Source organism: Acinetobacter sp. YQ_14 (genome assembly GCF_043102985.1).
In the GTDB taxonomy this organism is placed as follows: Bacteria; Pseudomonadota; Gammaproteobacteria; order Pseudomonadales; family Moraxellaceae; genus Acinetobacter; species Acinetobacter venetianus.
This window is the reverse complement of record NZ_JBICJJ010000011.1, coordinates 40,951-63,598: the sequence shown is the minus strand read 5'-3', so window position 1 is coordinate 63,598 and position 22,648 is coordinate 40,951. Positions and strand designations below refer to the sequence as shown.

General features: G+C 39.9%; 17 protein-coding genes. 10 read left to right on the top strand and 7 right to left on the bottom strand.

Annotation, left to right across the window (positions count from 1 at the left end; translation table 11 throughout):
* The first annotated feature begins 52 nt into the window (after window positions 1-52).
* Window positions 53-1,225 carry a thiolase family protein gene (locus ACF8D3_RS05375; RefSeq protein WP_392470593.1) on the top strand — a complete coding sequence of 391 codons (1,173 nt, stop codon included), beginning with the start codon at window positions 53-55 and terminating at the stop codon, window positions 1,223-1,225.
* Between the two features lie 190 nt (window positions 1,226-1,415).
* Here ACF8D3_RS05375 and ACF8D3_RS05370 read toward each other — a convergent pair whose 3' ends face one another.
* The 5 genes from ACF8D3_RS05370 to ACF8D3_RS05350 all read right to left on the bottom strand — a co-directional run bounded on the left by ACF8D3_RS05370 (window position 1,416) and on the right by ACF8D3_RS05350 (window position 7,634).
* Entirely contained in the window at window positions 1,416-2,777 is a 1,362-nt protein-coding gene (locus ACF8D3_RS05370; RefSeq protein WP_392470591.1) for an MFS transporter, read from the bottom strand.
* A gap of 95 nt (window positions 2,778-2,872) precedes the next feature.
* Window positions 2,873-4,162 (bottom strand): DcaP family trimeric outer membrane transporter, encoded by a 1,290-nt coding sequence (locus ACF8D3_RS05365; RefSeq protein ID WP_392470590.1) that lies wholly within the window; start codon window positions 4,160-4,162, stop codon window positions 2,873-2,875.
* A gap of 250 nt (window positions 4,163-4,412) precedes the next feature.
* Complete coding sequence (locus ACF8D3_RS05360; RefSeq protein WP_392470589.1) at window positions 4,413-5,153, bottom strand: class I SAM-dependent methyltransferase; 741 nt, start codon at window positions 5,151-5,153, stop codon at window positions 4,413-4,415.
* Window positions 5,154-5,212: 59 nt separating this feature from the next.
* Window positions 5,213-6,907 (bottom strand): AMP-binding protein, encoded by a 1,695-nt coding sequence (locus tag ACF8D3_RS05355; protein WP_392470586.1) that lies wholly within the window; start codon window positions 6,905-6,907, stop codon window positions 5,213-5,215.
* Between the two features lie 103 nt (window positions 6,908-7,010).
* A complete protein-coding gene (locus tag ACF8D3_RS05350; protein ID WP_392470585.1) occupies window positions 7,011-7,634 on the bottom strand; it encodes a TetR/AcrR family transcriptional regulator in 624 nt (207 codons plus the stop codon).
* 145 nt (window positions 7,635-7,779) lie between these two features.
* On the opposite strand from ACF8D3_RS05350, the gene ACF8D3_RS05345 reads away from it, so the two are divergent.
* Genes ACF8D3_RS05345 through ACF8D3_RS05325 form a run of 5 tightly spaced genes read left to right on the top strand, consistent with a single transcriptional unit; the run spans window position 7,780 to window position 14,293 of the window.
* A complete protein-coding gene (locus ACF8D3_RS05345; RefSeq protein ID WP_392470584.1) occupies window positions 7,780-8,952 on the top strand; it encodes an isovaleryl-CoA dehydrogenase in 1,173 nt (390 codons plus the stop codon).
* Between the two features lie 24 nt (window positions 8,953-8,976).
* Window positions 8,977-10,578, top strand: coding sequence for a carboxyl transferase domain-containing protein (locus ACF8D3_RS05340; RefSeq protein ID WP_392470582.1), 1,602 nt, complete (start codon window positions 8,977-8,979; stop codon window positions 10,576-10,578).
* Between the two features lie 9 nt (window positions 10,579-10,587).
* Window positions 10,588-11,391, top strand: coding sequence for an enoyl-CoA hydratase/isomerase family protein (locus ACF8D3_RS05335; RefSeq protein ID WP_392470580.1), 804 nt, complete (start codon window positions 10,588-10,590; stop codon window positions 11,389-11,391).
* 11 nt (window positions 11,392-11,402) lie between these two features.
* Complete coding sequence (locus ACF8D3_RS05330; protein ID WP_392470579.1) at window positions 11,403-13,394, top strand: acetyl/propionyl/methylcrotonyl-CoA carboxylase subunit alpha; 1,992 nt, start codon at window positions 11,403-11,405, stop codon at window positions 13,392-13,394.
* Entirely contained in the window at window positions 13,391-14,293 is a 903-nt protein-coding gene (locus ACF8D3_RS05325) for a hydroxymethylglutaryl-CoA lyase (protein WP_392470578.1), read from the top strand. Before ACF8D3_RS05330 ends, ACF8D3_RS05325 begins: the two co-directional genes overlap by 4 nt.
* A gap of 87 nt (window positions 14,294-14,380) precedes the next feature.
* On the opposite strand, the gene ACF8D3_RS05320 is transcribed toward ACF8D3_RS05325, so the two are convergent.
* Window positions 14,381-15,319, bottom strand: a complete 939-nt coding sequence (locus ACF8D3_RS05320) for a LysR family transcriptional regulator (RefSeq protein ID WP_023013304.1) — start codon at window positions 15,317-15,319, stop codon at window positions 14,381-14,383.
* 202 nt (window positions 15,320-15,521) lie between these two features.
* Between ACF8D3_RS05320 and ACF8D3_RS05315 the strand changes: the two genes are divergently transcribed.
* Entirely contained in the window at window positions 15,522-18,992 is a 3,471-nt protein-coding gene (locus ACF8D3_RS05315) for an indolepyruvate ferredoxin oxidoreductase family protein (protein WP_392470576.1), read from the top strand.
* Between the two features lie 222 nt (window positions 18,993-19,214).
* On the opposite strand, the gene ACF8D3_RS05310 is transcribed toward ACF8D3_RS05315, so the two are convergent.
* A complete protein-coding gene (locus ACF8D3_RS05310) occupies window positions 19,215-19,907 on the bottom strand; it encodes a type 1 glutamine amidotransferase domain-containing protein (RefSeq protein WP_392470574.1) in 693 nt (230 codons plus the stop codon).
* Between the two features lie 93 nt (window positions 19,908-20,000).
* Between ACF8D3_RS05310 and ACF8D3_RS05305 the strand changes: the two genes are divergently transcribed.
* From ACF8D3_RS05305 to ACF8D3_RS05295, 3 genes are all read left to right on the top strand, one after another.
* Window positions 20,001-20,414, top strand: a complete 414-nt coding sequence (locus ACF8D3_RS05305; protein ID WP_392470573.1) for a MerR family transcriptional regulator — start codon at window positions 20,001-20,003, stop codon at window positions 20,412-20,414.
* An 80-nt stretch (window positions 20,415-20,494) separates the two neighbouring features.
* Window positions 20,495-21,298: a type 1 glutamine amidotransferase domain-containing protein gene (locus ACF8D3_RS05300; protein WP_392470572.1), complete on the top strand. Its 804-nt coding sequence runs from the start codon at window positions 20,495-20,497 to the stop codon at window positions 21,296-21,298.
* A gap of 172 nt (window positions 21,299-21,470) precedes the next feature.
* Window positions 21,471-22,526, top strand: a complete 1,056-nt coding sequence (locus ACF8D3_RS05295) for an acetoacetate decarboxylase (protein WP_392470806.1) — start codon at window positions 21,471-21,473, stop codon at window positions 22,524-22,526.
* The last annotated feature ends 122 nt before the right edge of the window (window positions 22,527-22,648 follow it).

Below are 22,648 nucleotides of genomic sequence, written 5' to 3'. Positions count from 1 at the left end.
AGTTTTTCTAGAGCTTTTTTAAGTCTATAAGTTATTTAAAGAGAATATAAACATGAGTTCAATTGTGATTGTATCTGGTAGCCGTACTGCAATGGGCGGTTTTCAAGGGAGCTTGTCATCTTTAACTGCGCCTGAGTTAGGTGCAGCTGTGATTCGAGAATCTGTTCAGAGAGCAGGTATTACACCCGATCAAGTGAATGAAGTCATTTTCGGTTGTGTATTGAGTGCAGGGATTGGACAAGGCCCTGCTCGTCAAGCAATGCGTAAAGTTGGATTGCCAGATCATGTTGGTGCTGTAACGATCAATAAACTTTGTGGTTCTGCAATGAAAGCGGTATTGATGGCATCTGATACATTAAAAGCTGGCAGCGCAAATATTGTGGTTGCGGGTGGCATGGAATCTATGACCAATGCGCCGTATATCTTACCCAAAGCACGCGGTGGTTATCGTATGGGGCATGGTGAGATCAAAGATCATATGTTTTTAGATGGTCTTGAGGATGCTGAAACAGGCCGTCTAATGGGTTCTTTTGCACAGGATATGGCAAATACCAAAGGTTTCACTCGTGAACAAATGGATAATTTTGCAATTTCTTCGCTCAAAAAGGCTCAGGCTGCAATTACGGAAGGATATTTTAAAGACGAAATCGTTCCAGTTGAAATCAAAACGCGTAAAGGTACTGAAGTTATTGATCAAGATGAGCAGCCATTAAAAGCGAATCTCGACAAGATACCAACCTTACGACCTGCTTTTAGCAAAGATGGTACGATTACAGCAGCCAATTCGAGTTCGATTTCGGATGGTGCAGCAGCTTTAGTGCTTTCTACAGAAGATTATGCTCAAGCAAATGGTTTGGGTGTTCTTGCAAAAATCGTAGCAACATCAAGTCATTCACAACATCCTAGTGAATTTACCATTGCTCCGATCAGTGCAATTCAAAAAGTACTTGATCATGCTGGCTGGTCTGTGGATGAGGTCGATCTTTGGGAAATTAATGAAGCCTTTGCGATGGTTGCAATGGCGCCTATTTATGAACTAGGAATTGACGAAGCGAAAGTCAATATTCACGGTGGCGCATGTGCTTTAGGTCATCCAATCGGTGCGACAGGTTCCAGAATTATTCTTTCATTGATCTATGCATTAAAACGTTTAGGCAAGAAGAAAGGTGTTGCTGCGTTGTGTATCGGCGGCGGTGAAGCAACGGCTGTTGCGATTGAAATTTAAATATTTAAAATCTGAAATTAGAAAAAGCATTCATTTATGAATGCTTTTTTTTGTTTTGCTGAGTTGGAATTTAAAATTGAATAATAAAATCATATCTATATTGTATTATTGCTTATATAGCTAAAAAGCCCATCAAATATTTAATGGGCTTTTTATTCTTCTTTTAAAGAACTAAATTTTGCTAATTAGATTAAGCATTACTCGACTCACTTAGGCTTACTTTTATTTGTTCCACTTGATGTTCTGGTTCATCAAACTTATGACGCTTTAAGCTTAAAATCGCAAAGATTGCAATCATGGCTGGAATAGCAATCATCACAAAATTCATTGTATGTGGAAGGTTTAAGGTCAGTAACATGCCTGTTAAAATTGGCCCGACAATTGCACCGATCCGTCCAACACCTGAAGCACAACCAATGCCTGTTGAGCGGACGCTAAGTGGATAAAACTGAGCAACATAACTATAAAGTAGAATTGAAGTACCGATAGTTGCAGCACCAGCCACAGTAACTAAACCATATAAAACATAAGCTGGTGAGTTAAATCCTAAGCCAACGAGCGCCACAACGCCTGCCATTAGCATTCCCATAATGACGGGTTTTAAATGGAATTTATCAGAAAGAATACCGCCACCAATTGAACCGATCATTGCTCCGACATTGAGAGCTAGTAAGAACAAAATACTTTTGCCAAGTGAATAGCCTGCCGCAAGCATCAGTTTTGGCAACCAACTACTTAATGCGTAAACCATCAATAAGCACATAAAGAACAATACCCAGAACATCAGTGTATTGAATGCACGTCCTTGCTGGAACAAACCTTTGACTGAGCTGCCTGTTGGGACGTTATCGTCATTTAAAGTTAAGCGAGTGCTGCTGGTAATAGTTTGTTCTGGTGAAATTTTTTGAATAATTCGATGTGCTTGTTCAGTCTTTCCTGTTTTAACCAAGAAGGTCAAAGATTCAGGAAGAAATTTCCAAATCACTGGTAATAAAAGTAAAGGAATACCTGCAATCAAAAACATGATTTGCCATCCTTGACTTTCGACTAGATAACTACCGATAAGTGCAGAAAGAATCCCACCAATTGCATAGCCACTAAACATTGTGCCCACCAAAGTGCTGCGTATGCGTTTGGGTGCGTATTCAGAAGTCAGCGCAACAAGGTTTGGCATCACGCCCCCAATACCTAAACCTGCTAAAAACCGTAAAATGCCAAATTCGAAAGGACTTGATGCAAATGCACCTAAAAATGTAAAACCGCTAAAGAATGTCACGCAAATTAGTATGACATTTTTTCGGCCAATTTTATCTGCCAATGCACCAAAAAGCATGGCACCGAACATCATCCCACAGAGTGCGGTACTGGCCAACATTCCCGCTTGAACCGAGGTTAATGACCACTCTTGCATCAATAACGGTAATACCACACCGTAAATGACGAGATCGTAACCATCAAAAATAATAATTAATAAGCACCAGAGTAAAATCGTCCAGTGAAATGGGGTAAATTTTGCTTGATCAATTACTGCATTTACATTAACTGTTGTCATTCTTCATCTCCTCAATGAGATAATTTCCTAATCATTATTTAAAACGACATAATGCACCTTAAAGAAAAAACATATTATTCAAGGCTTTATTTATATTAAAAATCATAGCTCGCCATCATATTGATGCGGTTATCTGTCCCTGAGCGGCCATCAAATGTTTCGCGTTCGCCGTAGACATATTCCATACCCAGCGTAATTGGCTTATACGGGTTGTACATGGCATTAATCCAACCTTGCCAAAGCTCTTTGTTTTGGTTTGGATTATCTTTTTGGATACGGGCAAAGTCGTTATTGTCTTTAGCTTTCATATAGCCGTAGCCCAATGTTGAGCGAAGCTGAGAGTTAAATTGATGTGTAATACCCGTTGAAATTGAGTCAAACTCATTGGTTTGAATATTATTTTTGTCATCAATGGCATAGCCACTATTGGTCCACATTAGGAAACGTCCATCACCTTTGACGTGGTAGTAGTCTGCTTTTAAGAATGTGTTTGGATTGAGCTGATATTTACCTCCTAAACCTACACCCCATGCCCATTCATTGTCATTACTGGTTTTTTTCTCAGCAACAAAACTACGTCCCGATAGCATCGAGCCATTGTCAAATTTGTGATTCACGCGTCCAACAAATGCGGGTAAGCGTATTTCATTGTCGGGGTCAGATGTTGCTGTATATTTTGGATCTTCAACCGCTAGTGCAAAACTGGTATTTTCTGAGAGCTTATCGCTATAACGAACCAATGGCGAACGTTGTAAAGCACCACCCACATAAGTCGCTGCATCAATGGTTTCAGGATAGTATTCAGGTGCAATAAACGTTGACCATGTTTGACCAATTAACCATTTATCTAAGGTCAAATATGCATGGCGAATACGAAATTGATCACGGGATGACCCACCGAAGAAATCCATTTCTAATTTTCCAACTACGTCCCCTAGAGCAGATGGCGTTTTAAAATTCAAACCAAAACGTGTCACACTCACTGTAGTGTGCAAGCGGTCTTTTTGCTGAGACTCTTCAGGTGTACCCTCTAGTGGAACACCACTGATATTGTTATACATACTCGATGCACCTTGAGCTTGATATGAGGCATCGGCACGAATGTAACCATACAAATTGACTTCAGCACCTGATTTTGTACTGAGTTTAGGCGTAAATGGTTGAACCGTTTGTGGCATAGTCGTACTTGGTGTTGAGGGTGCTGCCGCTGTCTGTACAGGCGTAGATTGTTGTACATACTGTTGCAACATCGCTCTTAGCTCTTTCACCTCTTGGCGTAGCTGTTCGATTTCAGCACTTTCAGAAGCTGCATATGTAGGTGACATGACAGTCACTACGGATAGAGCCAAAACACTTTTCTGTACCGTTAAAATGAAATTTTTCATTTAAATAAACTTCCTTCTTTCCTGATCATTAAGTTCTTTTAAGATCGTTATTTGTTTGCTTTGTATCCTTTGCAGTCATACCTAACCGCATTGCATTTCTTGTTTTTAATCTCAACACATTGATTTATCTGTGATTCACCTCCTATTTAATTTGAATTTCACTTTTCACAGGCAAAAGAAGTACGCAGTGGCAAATATGAGCCACTGTCAATCAAACGCTTGGTAAAAAGTTACAAGTTAAATTTTAGTATTAATGTTTTATTCCATGATGGGTTAAAGCCACATTTTTAGAATCTTGCATCACTAAAGCATCCGATTGCTTTTTGTGTGCGATCAATCCTTGATACATCAAAATCTGACTATAGGAATACACATGCTCAAAGCCTGTTTTGAGTAATAATTGCTGATATTCATCAAAACTAACGGTTGAAAAATCTTGATGTAGACGCTCAATCATTTTCTGGCACTGGGTTGATGTCAGTCCATTGTGCTGACACAAATGTTGTAGTGCCTGAAATTGTTGAGAATCGGTACAAGTCATCAAGTCATAGGTCATTAAAAGTCCGCTGTCTTTCAGACGATTATAAATCTCTTGAAAGAAAGCCTTTTTTGAGCCATCAGCAATAAAATGTGCGACAAGAATTGAAAGTGCTGCATCAAAACAAGCTTGATCGGCTAAAGCTGAGGTTTCACCATGTACAAATGAGACTTGATCAGATTTTCCTATGTCTGAAACAAGTTTTTGCGCTTTTTGTAGCATGGGTGCTGATGGATCGACTGCAGTGAACATCCAATCAGGGTGTTTCTTAAGTAGATATTCCAGTTCGTAACCTGTACCACAGCCCACAATTAAGATATGTGCTTTTGGAGGTAAAACTGACTGTAAAATCGCATCCACTTGTTGATGGAGCATTTCATAACCCGGAATTAATTTACGGATATGCTGATCATATTCATCGACTACTTTCGAGCTATTAAAATCTTTTGCCATTTTTATCTACCTGTGTTCAAGCTATTTCAATACGTTCTTTCAATAGTTTATTTGTTTTCCTAGTCAAACACGGTCGCCGTTAAGTTCAGTTCAGCACGCATGATTTCTTGTAACTTAAACTTTTGTGCTTTGCCAGAAGCAGTCATTGGAAACTCGCTAAAAAACTTAACGTAACGTGGCACTTTATTATGTGAAATGTGGTCTTTACAGAAGCTACGAATACTCTCTTCATCACACTGATGATGCTCATGCAAAATAATGCAAGCACATAATTCTTCACCATAACGAAGATCAGGTAGTCCGATCACTTGAACATCGCTAATATCCGGATGGGTATATAAGAAATCCTCGATTTCCTTTGGAAAGAGGTTTTCACCACCACGAATCACGACATCTTTGATTCGTCCTTTAATTTTAACAAAGCCTTCAGCATCCATTTCTGCAATATCACCCGTGTGCATCCAACCCGCTGCGTCTATCACTTCACGTGTCTTTTCTTCTTCGCCCCAATATCCAGCCATAACTGAATAACCACGTACACATAATTCACCTAAAGTACCTGTCGGAACAATTTGCCCTTCAAGGTCAACAATTTTGACTTCAACATGTGGGTGTACACGACCGACAGTACTTACGCGCTTATCAATGGTATCGTTGACAGAGCTTTGAGCACTAACAGGCGAAGTTTCTGTCATTCCATAACAAATTGTAATTTCAGACATATGCATACGCTCGATCACACGTTGCATGATTTCACGTGGACAAGGACTACCTGCCATAATGCCCGTTCTTAAACTTGACAGGTCAAACTCATTAAACTGTTCATGTTCTAACGTTGCGATAAACATCGTCGGTACGCCGTAAGCAGCTGTACAACGTTCTTCGTGAATGGTTTTTAATGTATCTAATGGATTAAACACGGCTGAAGGATATACCATTGTCGCGCCATGCGTAATACATGCTAGATTCCCCATCACCATGCCAAAGCAATGAAATAATGGCACAGAAATACAGACTTTATCTTTAGACGTTAGGCGAATGCCCTCACCGACAAAATATCCATTATTTAGAATATTATGATGCGTCAACATGGTTCCTTTCGGATTGCCAGTTGTACCAGAAGTGAATTGGATATTAATGGTTTCATCGAATTGTAGTTGTTGGCTTGCAAGATCGAGTTGATCAAGTTGATCGGCAGTTGGTGGTGTGACCAGATCACTAAAACGATGAATCCCTGTATGTTGTTGTTCATCAATTTTGATAACAAATTTTAAGAATGGCAGACGCTCAGTATGAATGATCTTATCCGTACAAAAGCTGATTTCTGGCGCAATTCTAGTGAGAAGTTCCTGATAATTTGTTGTTTTGAATTGAGATGCGATAATTAAGCCCTTACAAGAGACTTTATTGAGCACATACTCAAGTTCATGGCTTTTATAGGCTGGATTGAGATTAACTAAAACAATCCCTGCTTTAAATGCTGCAAATTGGGTGACTGTCCACTCTACACAGTTTGGGGACCAAATTGCCAGCCGATCACCCTTTTTGAGGCCGAGTTTCAGCAGACTACAGGCAAATGCCTCAACTTCCTGCTGTAATTCTCTATATGTTAACCGTCTGTTCTGATGTGAACTTACAATCGCTTCTTGATCAGCATATTGCTGACAAGCCTGATCAAATTTTTCTCCAATCGTCATCCCTAATAAGGGCTGCGAACTTGTTCCAGAGGCATAGCTTAACCGTACGTGTTGCATTGAATCATTCTCCTTGATTCTTTTTAATTCTGTTCTTACATCATCTAATTGTTGTAACTGCAACTACTCTTCAAACTGCCTATTCTGTGGTTTTAATTGTTGCTTATGCCTGCTTTCTCCTTACGGCATCTACACAAAAATCAGCAATCTGTTTTGAAAAATAGTCTTTATGTTGCTGATCAAACTTTGTGTTTTGAGCTGGGTCTAAAGGTTCAACCACAACGAAAGTCATGGCACCAACTACACATAGCGCTGTAGTGTTCAAATCCTCTAAAACAAACTCACCACTTGCATTTCCATCAGCAAGTATTTTAATAACACTCTGTTTAATCAACTGCTTAACACGAAAACGCTCATGCTCGACCGTTGAATCAACGGGTTCAAACATCAGTGAATATGCAAGCTGGGGACTATTCAGTGCCCGTTTTACAAAAGTTGCTACCGCTTTATGCAATTTCTGTTCGGCTGATAGATCGCTTTCCGTAATCGCATCAATTACCAGTAGTTCGGTATTGATGGCTTCGGATAGAACTTCGATCAGTACCTGACTTTTATTGTCAAAGTAGCGATAAACCAACCCACTCGAAACACCTGCTTGCTCAGCAATCGTTTGAATTTGTGCGTCTTTAAACCCTCCTTCTGAAATTAGATTTCGAGCAGAACTTAAAATCGCCTTACGATTCTGTTCCATTCTTTCTTGCATTAAAGATGATCGTTTATAGCTCATGAAATTTATTCTCTAACAAATAAAGTGAATTGTAAATCAATTTATGAATCTCTATTCACTTTTTTAAAAATTCATTGTATGGTACTTCATAAGCACACACAAGAATGCTTATGGAACAACAAATATAACCAATGGGATGAACACAATGAACCTACGTAGCTTGAATTTTGGTCTGGATGAAACACTAATTGCCCTTCAAGATTCAGTTGCGGCATTTTGTGCAAAAGAAATTGCACCGATTGCTCAACAAGTTGATCAAGATAATCACTTTCCTGCACATCTGTGGAAAAAGTTTGGAGATATGGGCTTATTAGGTCTAACGGTTTCTGAAGAATATGGTGGTACAAATTTAGGTTATCTTGCGCATATTATTGTTTTGCAAGAAATCTCTCGTGCTTCAGCAGCAATCGGTCTATCCTACGGTGCACACTCAAACTTATGTATCAACCAAATTAACCGTAATGGTAGTGAACAGCAAAAACAAAAATATTTACCTAAGTTAGTTTCAGGTGATTTTGTCGGCGCGTTGGCTATGTCTGAACCAAATGCGGGTTCAGATGTGGTGAGTATGAAATTACGCGCTGAACAAAAAGGTGATCATTTTGTTCTTAATGGTTCAAAGATGTGGATTACCAACGGCGGTGATGCCGATGTTTTGGTGGTGTATGCCAAAACTGACCCTCATGCTGGCGCTAAAGGTATGACGGCTTTCTTAATTGAAAAAGATATGAAAGGTTTTAATCATGGTAAGCATTTAGACAAGCTTGGTATGCGCGGTTCAAATACCTTCCCTCTATTTTTCGATAATGTTGAAGTACCAATTGAGAATGTACTTGGTGGCGTCGGCAACGGTGCAAAAGTTTTAATGAGTGGGTTGGATTATGAGCGTGCCGTATTAAGTGCTGGCCCTTTAGGCATTATGGATGCCTGTTTAGATGTTGTTATCCCCTACATTCATCAACGAGAACAGTTTGGTCAGGCTTTAGGTGAGTTCCAGCTGATGCAAGGAAAGCTTGCCGATATGTACTCAACTTGGTTAGCTTGTAAAGCACTTGTATATGCTGTCGGTGCAGCCTGTGATAAGGCCGATCATGATCGCAGTCTGCGTAAAGATGCTGCAAGTGCCATTTTATACGCTGCTGAAAAAGCAACATGGATGGCAGGTGAAGCAATTCAGACCTTAGGTGGAAATGGTTATATCAATGAATTTCCTACGGGTCGTTTATGGCGTGATGCAAAACTTTATGAAATTGGTGCGGGAACATCTGAAATTCGCCGTATGTTAATCGGTCGTGAGCTGTTTAATGAAACCAAATAATAACGACAAATAAGGATGCATCTGATGAACCAATTACAAAGCAAAATTAATGTAAGAAGCGAAGACTTCAAAGTAAATCAACAAACCATGAACGCCTTGGTTTCAGATTTAAAACAGGTTGCGCAATCCATTTCCCTTGGTGGTGGTGAAAATGCACGTCAGAAACATTTGGCGCGTGGCAAACTGTTACCTCGTGATCGTATTGACCAACTTATAGATGTAGGTACTGCCTTTTTAGAAATTGGTCAGTTAGCGGCGTATAAGGTTTATGAAGATGATATTCCTGCTGCGGGTGTTGTTGCAGGGATTGGTCAAGTCAATGGAGTAACTTGCATGATCGTTGCCAATGATGCAACGGTCAAAGGTGGAACGTATTATCCACTGACAGTTAAAAAGCATTTGCGTGCCCAAGAGATTGCTGAACAAAACCACTTAACTTGTATTTATCTGGTGGATTCTGGTGGCGCATATTTACCTATGCAAGATCAAGTTTTCCCTGATCGTGATCATTTCGGACGCATTTTTTACAACCAAGCCCGTATGTCGAGTCAAGGGATTGCACAAATTGCAGTGGTCATGGGAAGTTGTACTGCTGGTGGTGCTTATGTGCCTGCTATGTCAGATGAAACCATTATTGTTCGAAACCAAGGTACGATTTTCTTAGGTGGTCCTCCTCTCGTTAAAGCTGCGACGGGCGAAGTCGTGAGCAGTGAAGACTTAGGTGGTGGTGATGTTCATACTCGCCTTTCAGGGGTCGCTGATCATCTTGCTGAAAATGATGAACATGCAATTGCAATTGCTCGTAACATCGTTGCGAATCTAAATAAAAAGCCGAATGATCTAAGTAAACAAATTGATGAGCCATTATTCGATGCCAAAGAGTTATATGGCGTTGTTCCAAGTGATGCACGAAAACCTTTTGATGTTCGTGAAGTGATTGCTCGTATCGTTGATGGTTCTCGTTTTGATGAATTTAAGGCGCGTTTTGGGTCAACATTGGTCACGGGTTTTGCATCCCTGTATGGTATGCCTGTTGGAATTATTGCCAATAATGGCATTCTATTTTCTGAATCCGCGCAGAAAGGCGCTCACTTTATTGAACTTTGTACTCAGCGCAATATTCCTTTGCTATTTATCCAAAATATCACTGGTTTTATGGTGGGTCGTCAGTATGAAAATGAAGGCATTGCCAAACATGGCGCGAAGTTAGTGATGGCTGTTGCAACAGCCAATGTTCCAAAATTAACGCTGATTATTGGTGGTTCTTTTGGTGCAGGTAACTATGGAATGTGTGGACGTGCTTATTCACCACGCTTCTTATGGACGTGGCCAAACTCTCGTATTTCAGTGATGGGTGGTGAACAAGCCGCTAGTGTGCTTTCAACTTTGAAACGTGATCAGATCGAACAAAAAGGTGCAGAATGGTCTGCACTGGAAGAAGATCAGTTCAAACAGCCAATCCGTGATCAGTACGAACAACAAGGTCATCCTTATTATGCATCTGCACGTTTATGGGATGATGGTGTAATCGATCCTGCTCAAACTCGTCATGTTTTGGGTTTAAGTCTTGCAGCTGCATTGAATGCACCTATTCAACCAACAAAATTCGGCGTGTTCCGTATGTAAGAGGTCTGTATGAGCTATCAATTTTTACAACTCGAACAACAGGATCAGGTTGCCTATATCTGGCTTAATCGACCAGAACTACACAATGCTTTTAATACAATCGTGATAGAGGAGCTTCATGCTTGCTTTAACACATTAAATAACCGTGATGATATTCGTGTCGTGGTTTTAGCTGGTCGTGGTAAAAGTTTTTCCGCAGGCGCTGACTTGAATTGGATGAAGCAAGCTGGTCAAGCTTCTTCAGTAGAAAATGAAGCTGATGCGTTGAAATTAGCAGAGATGCTTCATGCATTGGCCACTTTAAAGCAGCCCACAATCGCTCGTGTACATGGTGTTGCCTTTGGTGGTGGAATGGGTTTGGCATCAGCATGTGATATTTGTATTGCGAGTCATGAAGCAAAATTTGCAACGTCTGAAGTTCGACTGGGTTTAGCTCCATCGACTATTAGTCCTTACGTGATTCGTGCAATTGGAGAACGACAAGCTTCGCGCTACTTTCTAACTGCTGAGCGTATTTCTGCAATCGAAGCCAAACAAATTGGCTTAGCACATGAAGTAACGGATGCTGAACATTTAGACCAGAAAGTTCAAGATGTGATTGATGCGTTATTGCTCGGTGGCCCACATGCCCAAGCAGCATCTAAACAGTTGATTCAAATGGTGAGTAAGCAACCGATGAGTGATGTAATGCTACAACAAACTGCACAACATATTGCACAAGTCCGTCAGGGTGCTGAAGCGAAAGAAGGTTTAAATGCCTTTTTAAATAAGCAGCAGCCTGCTTGGATTTCTAACTCGAATAACAACAATTAAGGACAATCAACATGTTTGAGAAGATTTTGATTGCGAACCGTGGCGAAATTGCTTGCCGCGTAATTCGCACAGCGAAAAAATTAGGTATTGCGACGGTTGCTGTTTATTCAGATGCAGATGCAAATGCACAGCACGTAAAACTCGCCGATGAGGCAATTTATATTGGACAGTCTCCTGCAACTCAGAGCTATCTTCAGGTTGATCGTATTATTCAGGCGGCGGTAGATACTGGAAGTCAGGCAATCCACCCTGGTTATGGTTTTCTTTCTGAGAATGACCAGTTTGCGCTCGCTTGTCAGCAACACAATATTTGCTTCATTGGCCCACCTGTAGAAGCCATCTTAGCCATGGGTTTGAAAGCGACCTCCAAAGCATTGATGGAAAAAGCTGGTGTGCCATTAACACCGGGTTACCACGGAACGAATCAAGATGCTGAATTTTTAAAACAGCAAGCAGATCGTATTGGTTATCCTATCTTAATTAAAGCGAGTGCTGGCGGTGGTGGTAAAGGTATGAGTCTCGTTGAACGTAGCGAAGACTTTTTACATGCCCTTGCTTCTTGTAAACGCGAAGCGAAATCGAGCTTTGGCAATGATGATGTTTTGATTGAACGTTATGTGATTCAACCACGTCATATTGAAGTACAAGTGTTTGGTGATACACATGGGAATTATGTTCATTTATTTGAGCGTGATTGTTCGGTACAACGTCGCCATCAAAAAGTGCTAGAAGAAGCACCAGCACCACAAATGCCAAGTGAAAAACTGGATGCTATGCGACAGGCTGCAATTGATGCCGCTCGTGCCGTAGATTATGTGGGTGCAGGAACAGTTGAGTTTATTGTAGAACAAGACGGTACTGCTTATTTCATGGAAATGAATACGCGTCTACAAGTCGAACATCCTGTGACCGAAATGATTACAGGTGAAGACTTGGTGGAATGGCAGTTGCGTGTTGCTTATGGTGAACCGTTGCCAAAGTTGCAGGATGAATTGCAGATACATGGACATGCCTTAGAAGCACGAATTTATGCAGAAGAACCAGAAAAAGGCTTTTTGCCTGCAATTGGCAAAATTGACTATCTGCGCTACCCACCTCAAAACCAATACGTCCGCGTAGATAGTGGAATTGTCGAGGGCGATGAAATCACTACATTCTACGACCCAATGATTGCAAAATTGATTGTATGGGGCAAAAACCGTGAAGCTGCTTTAATTCAAATGCAACACGCACTTAGCCAATTTCATGTGGATGGCTTAGGCAACAATATTGCGTTCCTTGAAAAGATTGTTCGTTGTGACTCTTTTAAACAAGCCAAATTAGATACAAATTTGATTCAGCGTGAAGAACAATTTTTGTTTAGCCCTGCGAATATAAAACCTGAGTTTATTGTTGCGACTGCATTTATTGAGTTTTTAAACCAAATGCAAAATAACAAATCAGCTCAAAAACAACTCTGGTTGGCACAGCCATTATGGCGGAGTAATGTTGCCTACCAGCACAGCATTAAATTAAATTATTTAGATAACAGCATTCAGATTAAATTTTCAGCTGCTGAGCAAGGATTTAACGCAGAATTTAATGGTCAGCATTATCAGATCACAGGTGAGTTGCTTGATGCGAATACAGCCAAGATTCTGATTAACGGTAATCAACATAAATTAGCTTTTAATCAAAGTCAGCAAGGCATCACTCTATTCCACTCTGGCCAGAGTTATAAATTTGATTATATCCGCCAAAATTTCAATCAAACTGAAGGACAAAATGAGCAAGGACATCTTAAAGCCCCGATGCCGGGTGTCGTGACTCAACTACTAGTCGGTGCGAACCATACGGTGAAAAAAGATGATGTGCTGTTGACACTTGAAGCGATGAAAATGGAATACACCATTCGAGCACCGAAGGATGGCATTATTTTAGATGCTTATTTTCAGGTCGGTGATCAAGTGAAAGCGGGAGACGAACTCGTAGAATTTCAACCTGATCAGGAAGAAGTTGCATGAATGAGTTTGTCAAAATTGTAGAGGTTGGCCCTCGTGATGGGCTTCAAAATGAGAAACAGACGCTCACATTAGAGCAGCGTTTAAATTTCATTACTGATTTGATCGATGCTGGCTTAAAGTCGATCGAGGTTGGTTCATGCGTTTCAGCCAAATGGGTTCCTCAAATGGCTCAAAGTGATGAGTTATTTAAACAATTGCCACATCGAGCTGATCTTAATTTGAGTTTGCTCACACCAAATATTAAAGGTTTTGAAACAGCACTTGCTGTTGGCTGCAAAGAAGTTGCTGTATTTACGGCTGCTTCTGAAAGCTTTGTTCGTAAAAATATTAATTGCTCTATTGATGAAAGCTTAGAAAAGTTTTCCGAAATCATGCAAGCAGCCAAACAACACAATATCCGTGTAAGAGGCTATGTCTCTTGTATCGTTGATTGCCCCTATGAAGGCGCAATTGAGCCACAGCAAGTCGTAAAAGTGGTTAAGCAGCTTTATGAGATGGGATGCTATGAAATTTCGTTGGGTGAAACCATTGGAACAGCTACGCCAGATCGAGTTCAAAAGGTGTGGCAAGCATGTTTAGCTGAACTTGATAGCAAAGTTTTGGCTGGGCATTTTCATAATACTTATGGCATGGCAATTGCCAATATTTATCAGTCTTTACAACAAGGTATTCGTGTTTTTGATTCATCATTAGCAGGTCTTGGCGGCTGTCCTTACGCAAAAGGTGCTTCTGGCAATGTCGCGACAGAAGATCTCTTTTATTTGCTTTCACATATGGGTTTTGAAACAGGAATTGATTTAGAGAAATTGATGACAGCGAGTCAAAATATCAGTCAGGCATTGGGTCGAAAAAGTCTATCTAATTATACAAATTCTTATCTAAAGTCACGTTGCGCTTAATCATTAATTGATACATCTGGTTGATTATTGACTTACCAGATGTATTCCCTTTTTATTTTTCCTTAAAGTATTGATGTCGAGTTTTGATTATAAAAAATACTCTGTATCACTCTGAATTTTTGGAGAGATATGCTGCTCTACCCACGTTAACCATGCCCGTGTTTTGGCATCAATAAAATGTCGGGATGGTAATAAGGTATAAACACCAATATTTGGTGATCTCCAGTCAGATAATATACGGTGCAATCGTCCAGTACGAACAGCCTCTATGACTGCAAAAGTCGGCAGTAATGCAATGCCCATATCTTGTTGTACCATGTCGAGTAAAAGCTCAGGTGAATCTGCAATTAATGGCCCTGTAATATCAATTTGATAAGAGCAACTTTTTTCACTGACCAGATGCCATTGCGGTGTAATTGACGGATTCACTAGTCTGAGACACGCATGTTCTTGTAGATCATCCAATGATTTTGGTTCACCATATTTTTCTAAATATGCGGGAGAAGCACAAAGTACTGAAAAGATCGTCCCAATTTGGCGAGCAACAAATCTGGAATCAGCCAACGATTCTGCAAGATATAAACTGACGTCAATGCCTTTACCTAAAAGGTCTGGGACATTCTGTGAAGTACGATATTCAACCGTGAGTTCGGGATAGGTTTGACAAAACTCTGCCATCATTGGTGACACATAGTGATGGCCAAAACTCGCCATACTCAAAACACGTAACTTTCCTTGAGGTTTAGTTGCCCTACCCATGGCTTGAGTTTCAGCTTCGTCGACCATTGCAAGCACTTGACGACATTGCTCTGCATAAGTTGCACCAATATCGGTCAATGCGTGTTGTCTCGTTGTTCGTTGTAGTAGTTTTGTTCCTAAACGCCCTTCTAACTCGCTAATCAGTCGAGATACTTGCGCTGTAGTTAGTTCCATCTGCTCTGCGGCGGCTGTAAAGCTTCCACTATCAATGACTTTCAGAAAAGCATGCATTGCATGAAGTAGTCCACCATCAAGATTTTTGCGCATAACGTAAATATCTTTTGTTTAATTACGCATTGTTGCACCAGTCTGGATCAATCACAATGACATTAATGTACATACATTGAACAGTTCTACGGTTCTAAAAGAACTGATCAATCTTTTTCTAAGTATGTCATTTACTCCAAATATTCAACTGGAAGTTGAAAAAAGAAAGTAGCTCGAACTACAAAATTCTAAGGAGACATAAATGAATATAGCTACAAAATTTACTCCAAATAAGATTCCAACAAAGGATGTGTCACTTGAAGATAAATATCTAAGTGATGACGGTACTGCTTACATGACAGGTATTCAGGCATTGGTGCGTTTACCACTTGCACAAACACGTCGGGATACTTTAAACGGTTATCATACTGCTGGTTTTATTTCTGGTTATCGTGGTTCTCCTGTTGGAAATTATGATAATTTTCTCTGGCAAGTTGAAGGCATACTCAAAGACCATCATGTTGTTTTTCAACCAGGTGTAAATGAAGATCTAGCTGCTACTGCAATTTGGGGTACCCAACAAGCCAATCTCGCAGGTCAAGGTAAATATGATGGTGTGACCTCTTGGTGGTATGGCAAAGGCCCAGGTGTAGATCGTTCTGGAGATGTTCTACGTCATGCCAATCTTGCAGGCACGGCTGAACATGGCGGTGTAGTCGCCTTTTTTGGTGATGATCATTCTTGTAAATCTTCGAGTATTCCACATCAGTCAGAACATGTGATGATGGGTTGCGGTATTCCAATTTTTTACCCAACCTCAATTCAACAAATTCTTGATTTAGGTGCTCACGCAGTCGCAATGTCACGTTTTGCTGGTGTATGGACTTCAATGAAGTTGGTAAGTGAAATTGTTGAAACCTCTGCTTCTGTGCATGTTGATTTAGATCGCGTCACACCTGCTTTGCCTAAAAATGTTCAAATGCCTGAAGATGGTGTCAATATTCGATGGCCTGATCACGGCATTCAACAAGAAGAGCGTCTATATAAATATCGCTTACCCGCTGTATTGGCCTATGCCCGTGAAAATGAACTGAATCAGGTAACATGGCATTGTCCTAATGCGCGTATTGGCATTGCCGCAAGTGGTAAAGGTTATTTGGATATCATTGAAGCATTACGTATTTTAGGTATCGAAAGTGAAACGGCTCAGCAGCTTGGACTGCGAGTCTATCAAGTTGCTTTAATTTGGCCTTTAGAGCCTCACGGTCTGCGCGAATTTGCCGAAGGTTTAGAAGAATTAATTGTTGTAGAAGAAAAACGCCCGATTCTTGAATCACAAATTAAAGATGAACTCTATGCTCTTCCAGATGACAAACGCCCTCGCGTCATTGGTAAAGCATGCGATGGTAAAGGTGAATGGAGTACTTCTATTGATGAAGCCCCTTTAATTGGTCACTATGAATTCCAACCTGAACCTATTGCAAAAATGCTGGCGGATCGCTTCTTAAAATTAGACATTCCAGAAGCTTTAAAAACGCAAATTCAAAATAGAGTTGAGCTACTACAAAAAGCCGAGCAAGAGTCACAACGTGTGCTTGATATTGCAGAGCGCAAACCTTTCTTTTGTAGTGGCTGTCCGCACAATTCATCAACGGCATTACCCGAAGGAAGCCGTGCATTAGGGGGAATTGGTTGTCATTTTATTGCTGTATCACTTGATCGCGGTACTGAAACTTTCTCACAAATGGGTGGCGAAGGTGTGAGTTGGGCTGGTGCTTCTCATTTCACCAACGAAAAGCATATTTTTGCCAATCTAGGTGATGGAACATATTTTCATTCAGGCTATCTCGCAATACGCCAAGCGATCGCAGCAAAACTCAATATTACCTACAAAATTCTTTATAACGATGCTGTTGCAATGACGGGTGGTCAACATGTTGATGGTCATCTCAGCGTGGCACAGTTAACTCGACAACTTGATGCTGAAGGCATTAAAAAACAAGTCATTGTCACTGATGAGCCTGAATTGATTCATGCAGAAGAAGGTATCGCCCCTCACGTAGAGATTTACCACAGAAATGAACTGGATGATGTACAACGCAAATTACGTGAGATTTCAGGTGTTACGGCTTTAATTTATGTTCAAACCTGTGCCAGTGAAAAGCGCCGTCGTCGTAAACGTAATGCTTATCCTGATGTAGCAGAGCGTGTCTTTATCAATAGTGAGATTTGTGAAGGTTGTGGTGATTGTTCTAAACAATCGAACTGTTTATCTATCGAGCCTGTAGAAACAGCATTAGGTACTAAACGGCAAATTAATCAAAGTAGTTGTAACAAAGACTTTTCTTGTGTGGAGGGTTTCTGTCCAAGTTTCGTGACTGTGCATACTCGTGACATGAAACGACCAGAAGTATTTCAAGGAATTGAAGCTGGCTGGCCAGAAAAGCCAATCATTCCTGAACTTGATCAACAACCTATTCGGATTATGGTCGGTGGTGTTGGTGGTACAGGTGTCGTAACCGCAGGTGCTCTGCTTGGTATGGCAGCTCATTTGGAAGGTAAAGCTGCGCGCATTATGGATATGGCAGGACTTGCTCAGAAAGGTGGTACGGTCTATTCATATGTACAACTCGCTACAGACGATGATCAAATCTCGGCAACTAAAATTCCTGCTGGTAAATGTGATGTTTTAATCGGTGCAGATGCAATTGTAGCAGGAAGTAATGCAGCACTTTCTCGGTTAAAAATGGATGCTATGGTCATCGTCAATGAAGATGGTTCCCCTACTTCTGATTTTCTAGAGTCTCGTGATTGGTATGCACCAATTTCTGATTTGATTGATCGACTTCGTGGCCGAACTACGCAAGGAAAATTGGTCTCTTTACGTGCAACAAGTATTGCTACACAAGTATTAGGCGATGCGATTTTTGCCAATCAAATTCTACTTGGCATGGCTTGGCAATCAGGTCAAATTCCTTTGAAACGTGAAAGTATTGAAAAAGCAATTCATTTAAATGGTACAGCCGCTGAGAAAAATCTTGAAGCGTTCCGTATCGGTTGCCACCTGATTAGTGAACCTGATTTGGCAAAACGCATTATTGCAACGATTCCTGCAACTGCTAAACCAACGACTTTAGCCGAACTGATTGAAGATCGTTCTACACGCTTGGTTGAATATTGGAATCAAGATTATGCAACGCAGTATCGAACACTTGTGGAACATGCAGCCAAAGTATTGCCAGAAGAATTAACAGGAATAATTGCGACGCAACTCTATAGAGTGATGGCTTATAAAGATGAATACGAGGTAGCGCGTTTACTTACAGGAAAAAGTTTTAAACAATCAATTGAGTCGCAGTTTGGTAAAGGTTTACGTTTGACTTATCACCTTGCACCACCTGCTTTGGGTGCACATGATAAGGTACGAAAACGCGCTTTTGGATACTGGATGCGTATTCCAATGATGATTCTTGCTCGTCTACAATGGCTTAGAGAAACTTTCCTTGATCCATTTGCTTTACAGCTTGAGCGTCAAAAAGAACATGCTTGGCGTGATCGTTATATTACATTTGTGAAAGCGATTAGTTCAGCCCCTGACCGCTATGATTTATCTGTAGCTGCACAAATTGCTAAATTACCTGCCGATGTCCGTGGATTTGGTCATGTCAAAATGCAATCGATGGAAACCGCAATACAACGTTGGGATGAACTTTCATTGAGTCTTCGTAAATAGCATTAATAAAGGCAATTTAAACGCTAATCTCAACTTTGAATGGGTTTAAAACTACAGAATCTCCTCCTAAATCCCTCTTTGATAAAGGGGGATTCATCCTAAAATTTTAAGTGTCATTGAATTTGTGATGTTCCTGCCGTTTTAAATGGAGATTGGGATAGATTTTAAAATATATCTATTTGATTTATATTTATCTATTAGTGATCTGACTAGATATGCCAATTACTTACTATTCAATGCTTCGATAACGGCTTCAGCAGTGATGCGTGCCGAAAATGGATTTTGTCCCGTAATCAGATTACCGTCTCGAACAACATTTGGTGCAAATGGAATTAATTTTTTCTCATAATGTGCACCGCGCTCTTTTGATATTTGCTCAGCATTGTAAGGCACTTTCTTTGCTAAACCTGCCAATACTTCTTCACACCAAGCAAAACCCGTGATTTTTTTATCTTTAATCAGGTAATTACCATTTGATAGTCGCACATTCAATAAACCGCAATAACCATGACAAACACTAGAAACGATCCCGCCATTTTCATAGATATTCTTGGTGATTTCTTGCAATTCAGGATTATCAAGAAAATCCCACATAACGCCATGACCACCTGTGTAATAAATCACATCATAATCTTGCCAATTAATTTCTGAGGGCTTTTTTGTATTTTCGAGAAGCTTCATAAATGAAGCATCATTTTTTCGTTTAATCACAGATGCATCAGCGACAAAACGACCTAAGGCTTTAGGCTCCAAGGGTGAAACACCACCCTGTGGACTGACAATATCTTGAATATAATTTTGTTTTTCAAATTCATCATAAGCATGTGTCAACTCACCTAACCATAAGCCAGTTGGTCGATCATCATCCTCATATTGAGCGACATTGGTCACCACATGTAAGATACGTTTTGACATTTTTCACCTCAAGCTGTCGATTTATTTTTAGTCTTGCTTTTGATTCACTATAAGTCTAAAGTCAACTTTAATGTCAAGAGGAAATCAGTAACGATGAACATTAGTGAACTATCAAAACAAAGTGGCTTGAGTACACCTACGATTCGTTATTATGAGCAAATCAAGCTATTGCCAAAGGCAAAACGTAAATCGAATGGTTATCGGGAATACAGTGAAGATGATCTCAAACAACTTTTTTTGATCCAACAAGCACAACAAGTTGGGTTCTCACTCACTGAAATTAAGGCTTTTCTACCTTCCAATGTCAGCAATTGGGATCATGATATCCTCATCAATATCCTTAAGAGCAAAATTAAAGATATTGAAGATCTTGAGGAAAAATTGGCAATCAGTAAGCAGAACCTACGGATGATGGTTTTTGCGATTAACAATAAACCTGATGAGATGACCTGTGAGGAAAATGCGCAGCGTTTATTGAATCTGTATTACGCGAATGACAAAGGTTAATTTTTTCTAGAAAAAATAGATTGACCTTAAAGTAGGCTTTAAGCATAGCATAACAAACAGGTGTAATATAGGAACCTGTCATGTTTAAAAGTTGGAATGTTCAAACGTGGTTAATCTCGGTTTTAACGCTATTTGCGATGAGCCATTCAGTTTATGCTACCGAGGCTACTCAAGTCGAAAATAACAAAGCACTTGGAAAAATCCTTGTGGTTATGACCAACCATTCAGCCTATCCAACACGTACTGATACAACAGGACTATGGCTGACGGAGCTAACTCATTTCTATGATGTCGCCAAAGCTGCGGGATATGAAATGGACTTTGTTAGTCCAAAAGGCGGCGCTGTACCTTTAGATGAGCGCAGTTTGAAATCCATATATGTTGATAAATCTGCAAAAGCACATCTCGCAGATCTACAATTTATGCAGCGTTTAAGAACCACGTTAGCGCCGAGTGCAGTTGAGCCAGCTCGTTATAAAGCGATTTACTATACGGGTGGTCACGGCACAATGTGGGATTTTCCAAAAAACCTTGAGTTGAAGAATATTAGTGAAAAAATTTATCAGCAAGGTGGCTTGATATCTGCAGTGTGTCACGGTGTGGGTGGTTTGTTACCCTTACAAGATGCCCAAGGTAAAGCTTTAATTGCTGGAAGAACGGTTACGGGCTTTGCCAATATTGAGGAAACTTTATCTGGAATCAAGTCACAAGTACCCTTTTCACTTCAGGATGGACTTGTTGAGAAAGGTGCAAAATATAAACGCGCATTTTTACCGTTTACCTCTTATGTTATTTCAGACGATCGAATTATTACAGGTCAAAATCCTCAATCAAGCAAAGAAATTGCTAAAGCTGTTGTCGTACGATTAAAAAGCATTAATTAAATATTATTTACTCAGAAAGGTCAGATTTAAAATATTCTGGCCTTTTTATTCGCTATCTAGTTTTAGTATCCTTTTGCTATTTATATGATTTATTTTATTTATTAAAATCACTTGACATTAAAGTTACCTTTAATCTTAGCATTTAATTAAGGTTAATAGGAGTAACATGATAATGTTCAAAAATCTAAATTTACGTCGTACAGTTTCAGCAATATCTGTAGGCTTGCTCATCAGTTTATCGGCTCAAGCTGAGGAAACACATTTTGGCGTTACGACGAATAAAGTAAATGCCACTCAGAACGCTTTGGAAACGACTACTGTTGAATTCGGACCTTACAAGGTACAAGTGCCTAAAGGTGGCTATTATGACCGTTTCCGTATGAATCCTGATCTTGATGAAGTTGCAAAAGACCCCGCTGCTGGAAATATTGATTATTTTCGTAAAATTCCTAAAAAACTGGTTGATACTCGAGTTGGCAAAGTTTGGTCGCCAAATTTTTATTACCGTACCAGTAATGTTCAATTATTAATGTTAGCACCTATTGATAAATTAAAAGCAAAACTGCCAGCACCACTTGAGCCATTACACGCTTTGCCGGGCTATGGATTAGTTTCACTTACATTCTTCTCATACGCCGTTGGAGATGTCGATCCTTATGATGAGGTTTCTGTAGCGATCGTTGTTCGCCAATCAGGAGTACATCACTTTAACAGTACTGAATTACTCAGTTCGATGCGTAAACATCAGTATTATGGTCATGTACTTGCATTGCCTGTAGATACGGAAATCGCCCGTGTGCGAGGTGTTTATGGCTATCAATTACCAAAATGGTTGACTGCAATTGACCTAAATATCGGTGAAAAGCAGGTTCAAGCTCGTATTTTCAATACGAATGGAACACCTGACTTAGGTTTTACAGCGCCATTACCAAAGCTTAAAACCGTAAAACCTCAATCGCGGATCGAAACTAAAACCATGTATCAACTTGTTGATGGTCAATGGCATAGTACTTCTGTCGAGTCTAACACGCTTACATATGGACAAAAACTATTTCCAAAGCATGTGGAGCTTACTAAAAATGGCGGTCCTTTAAGCAAATTAATGGATGAACTGGGTGCATCTAAGATTTTACGCTTTGATGTTGTTAAAGATGCGCAATTAGCATTGAATATGCCAATTCCATATAAAGCTTTAGATAATGTGATGCTACATAAGAAAAATAATTAGCGCTGAAAATAAAAAAAGCCTCTTAATTTTAAGAGGCTTTTTTATTAAATCTAGTATTAATTTAAAATTTATAAATAGAACAAATCATAAAACTCAAAATAAATAAGCAAAATTATATAAAA

Coding starts and splice junctions, on each gene's coding strand:
- ACF8D3_RS05375 (WP_392470593.1), top strand. CDS start 53: ATGAGTTCAATTGTGATTGTATCTGGTAGCCGTACTGCAATGGGCGGT.
- ACF8D3_RS05370 (WP_392470591.1), bottom strand. CDS start 2,777: ATGACAACAGTTAATGTAAATGCAGTAATTGATCAAGCAAAATTTACC.
- ACF8D3_RS05365 (WP_392470590.1), bottom strand. CDS start 4,162: ATGAAAAATTTCATTTTAACGGTACAGAAAAGTGTTTTGGCTCTATCC.
- ACF8D3_RS05360 (WP_392470589.1), bottom strand. CDS start 5,153: ATGGCAAAAGATTTTAATAGCTCGAAAGTAGTCGATGAATATGATCAG.
- ACF8D3_RS05355 (WP_392470586.1), bottom strand. CDS start 6,907: ATGCAACACGTACGGTTAAGCTATGCCTCTGGAACAAGTTCGCAGCCC.
- ACF8D3_RS05350 (WP_392470585.1), bottom strand. CDS start 7,634: ATGAGCTATAAACGATCATCTTTAATGCAAGAAAGAATGGAACAGAAT.
- ACF8D3_RS05345 (WP_392470584.1), top strand. CDS start 7,780: ATGAACCTACGTAGCTTGAATTTTGGTCTGGATGAAACACTAATTGCC.
- ACF8D3_RS05340 (WP_392470582.1), top strand. CDS start 8,977: ATGAACCAATTACAAAGCAAAATTAATGTAAGAAGCGAAGACTTCAAA.
- ACF8D3_RS05335 (WP_392470580.1), top strand. CDS start 10,588: ATGAGCTATCAATTTTTACAACTCGAACAACAGGATCAGGTTGCCTAT.
- ACF8D3_RS05330 (WP_392470579.1), top strand. CDS start 11,403: ATGTTTGAGAAGATTTTGATTGCGAACCGTGGCGAAATTGCTTGCCGC.
- ACF8D3_RS05325 (WP_392470578.1), top strand. CDS start 13,391: ATGAATGAGTTTGTCAAAATTGTAGAGGTTGGCCCTCGTGATGGGCTT.
- ACF8D3_RS05320 (WP_023013304.1), bottom strand. CDS start 15,319: ATGCGCAAAAATCTTGATGGTGGACTACTTCATGCAATGCATGCTTTT.
- ACF8D3_RS05315 (WP_392470576.1), top strand. CDS start 15,522: ATGAATATAGCTACAAAATTTACTCCAAATAAGATTCCAACAAAGGAT.
- ACF8D3_RS05310 (WP_392470574.1), bottom strand. CDS start 19,907: ATGTCAAAACGTATCTTACATGTGGTGACCAATGTCGCTCAATATGAG.
- ACF8D3_RS05305 (WP_392470573.1), top strand. CDS start 20,001: ATGAACATTAGTGAACTATCAAAACAAAGTGGCTTGAGTACACCTACG.
- ACF8D3_RS05300 (WP_392470572.1), top strand. CDS start 20,495: ATGTTTAAAAGTTGGAATGTTCAAACGTGGTTAATCTCGGTTTTAACG.
- ACF8D3_RS05295 (WP_392470806.1), top strand. CDS start 21,471: ATGTTCAAAAATCTAAATTTACGTCGTACAGTTTCAGCAATATCTGTA.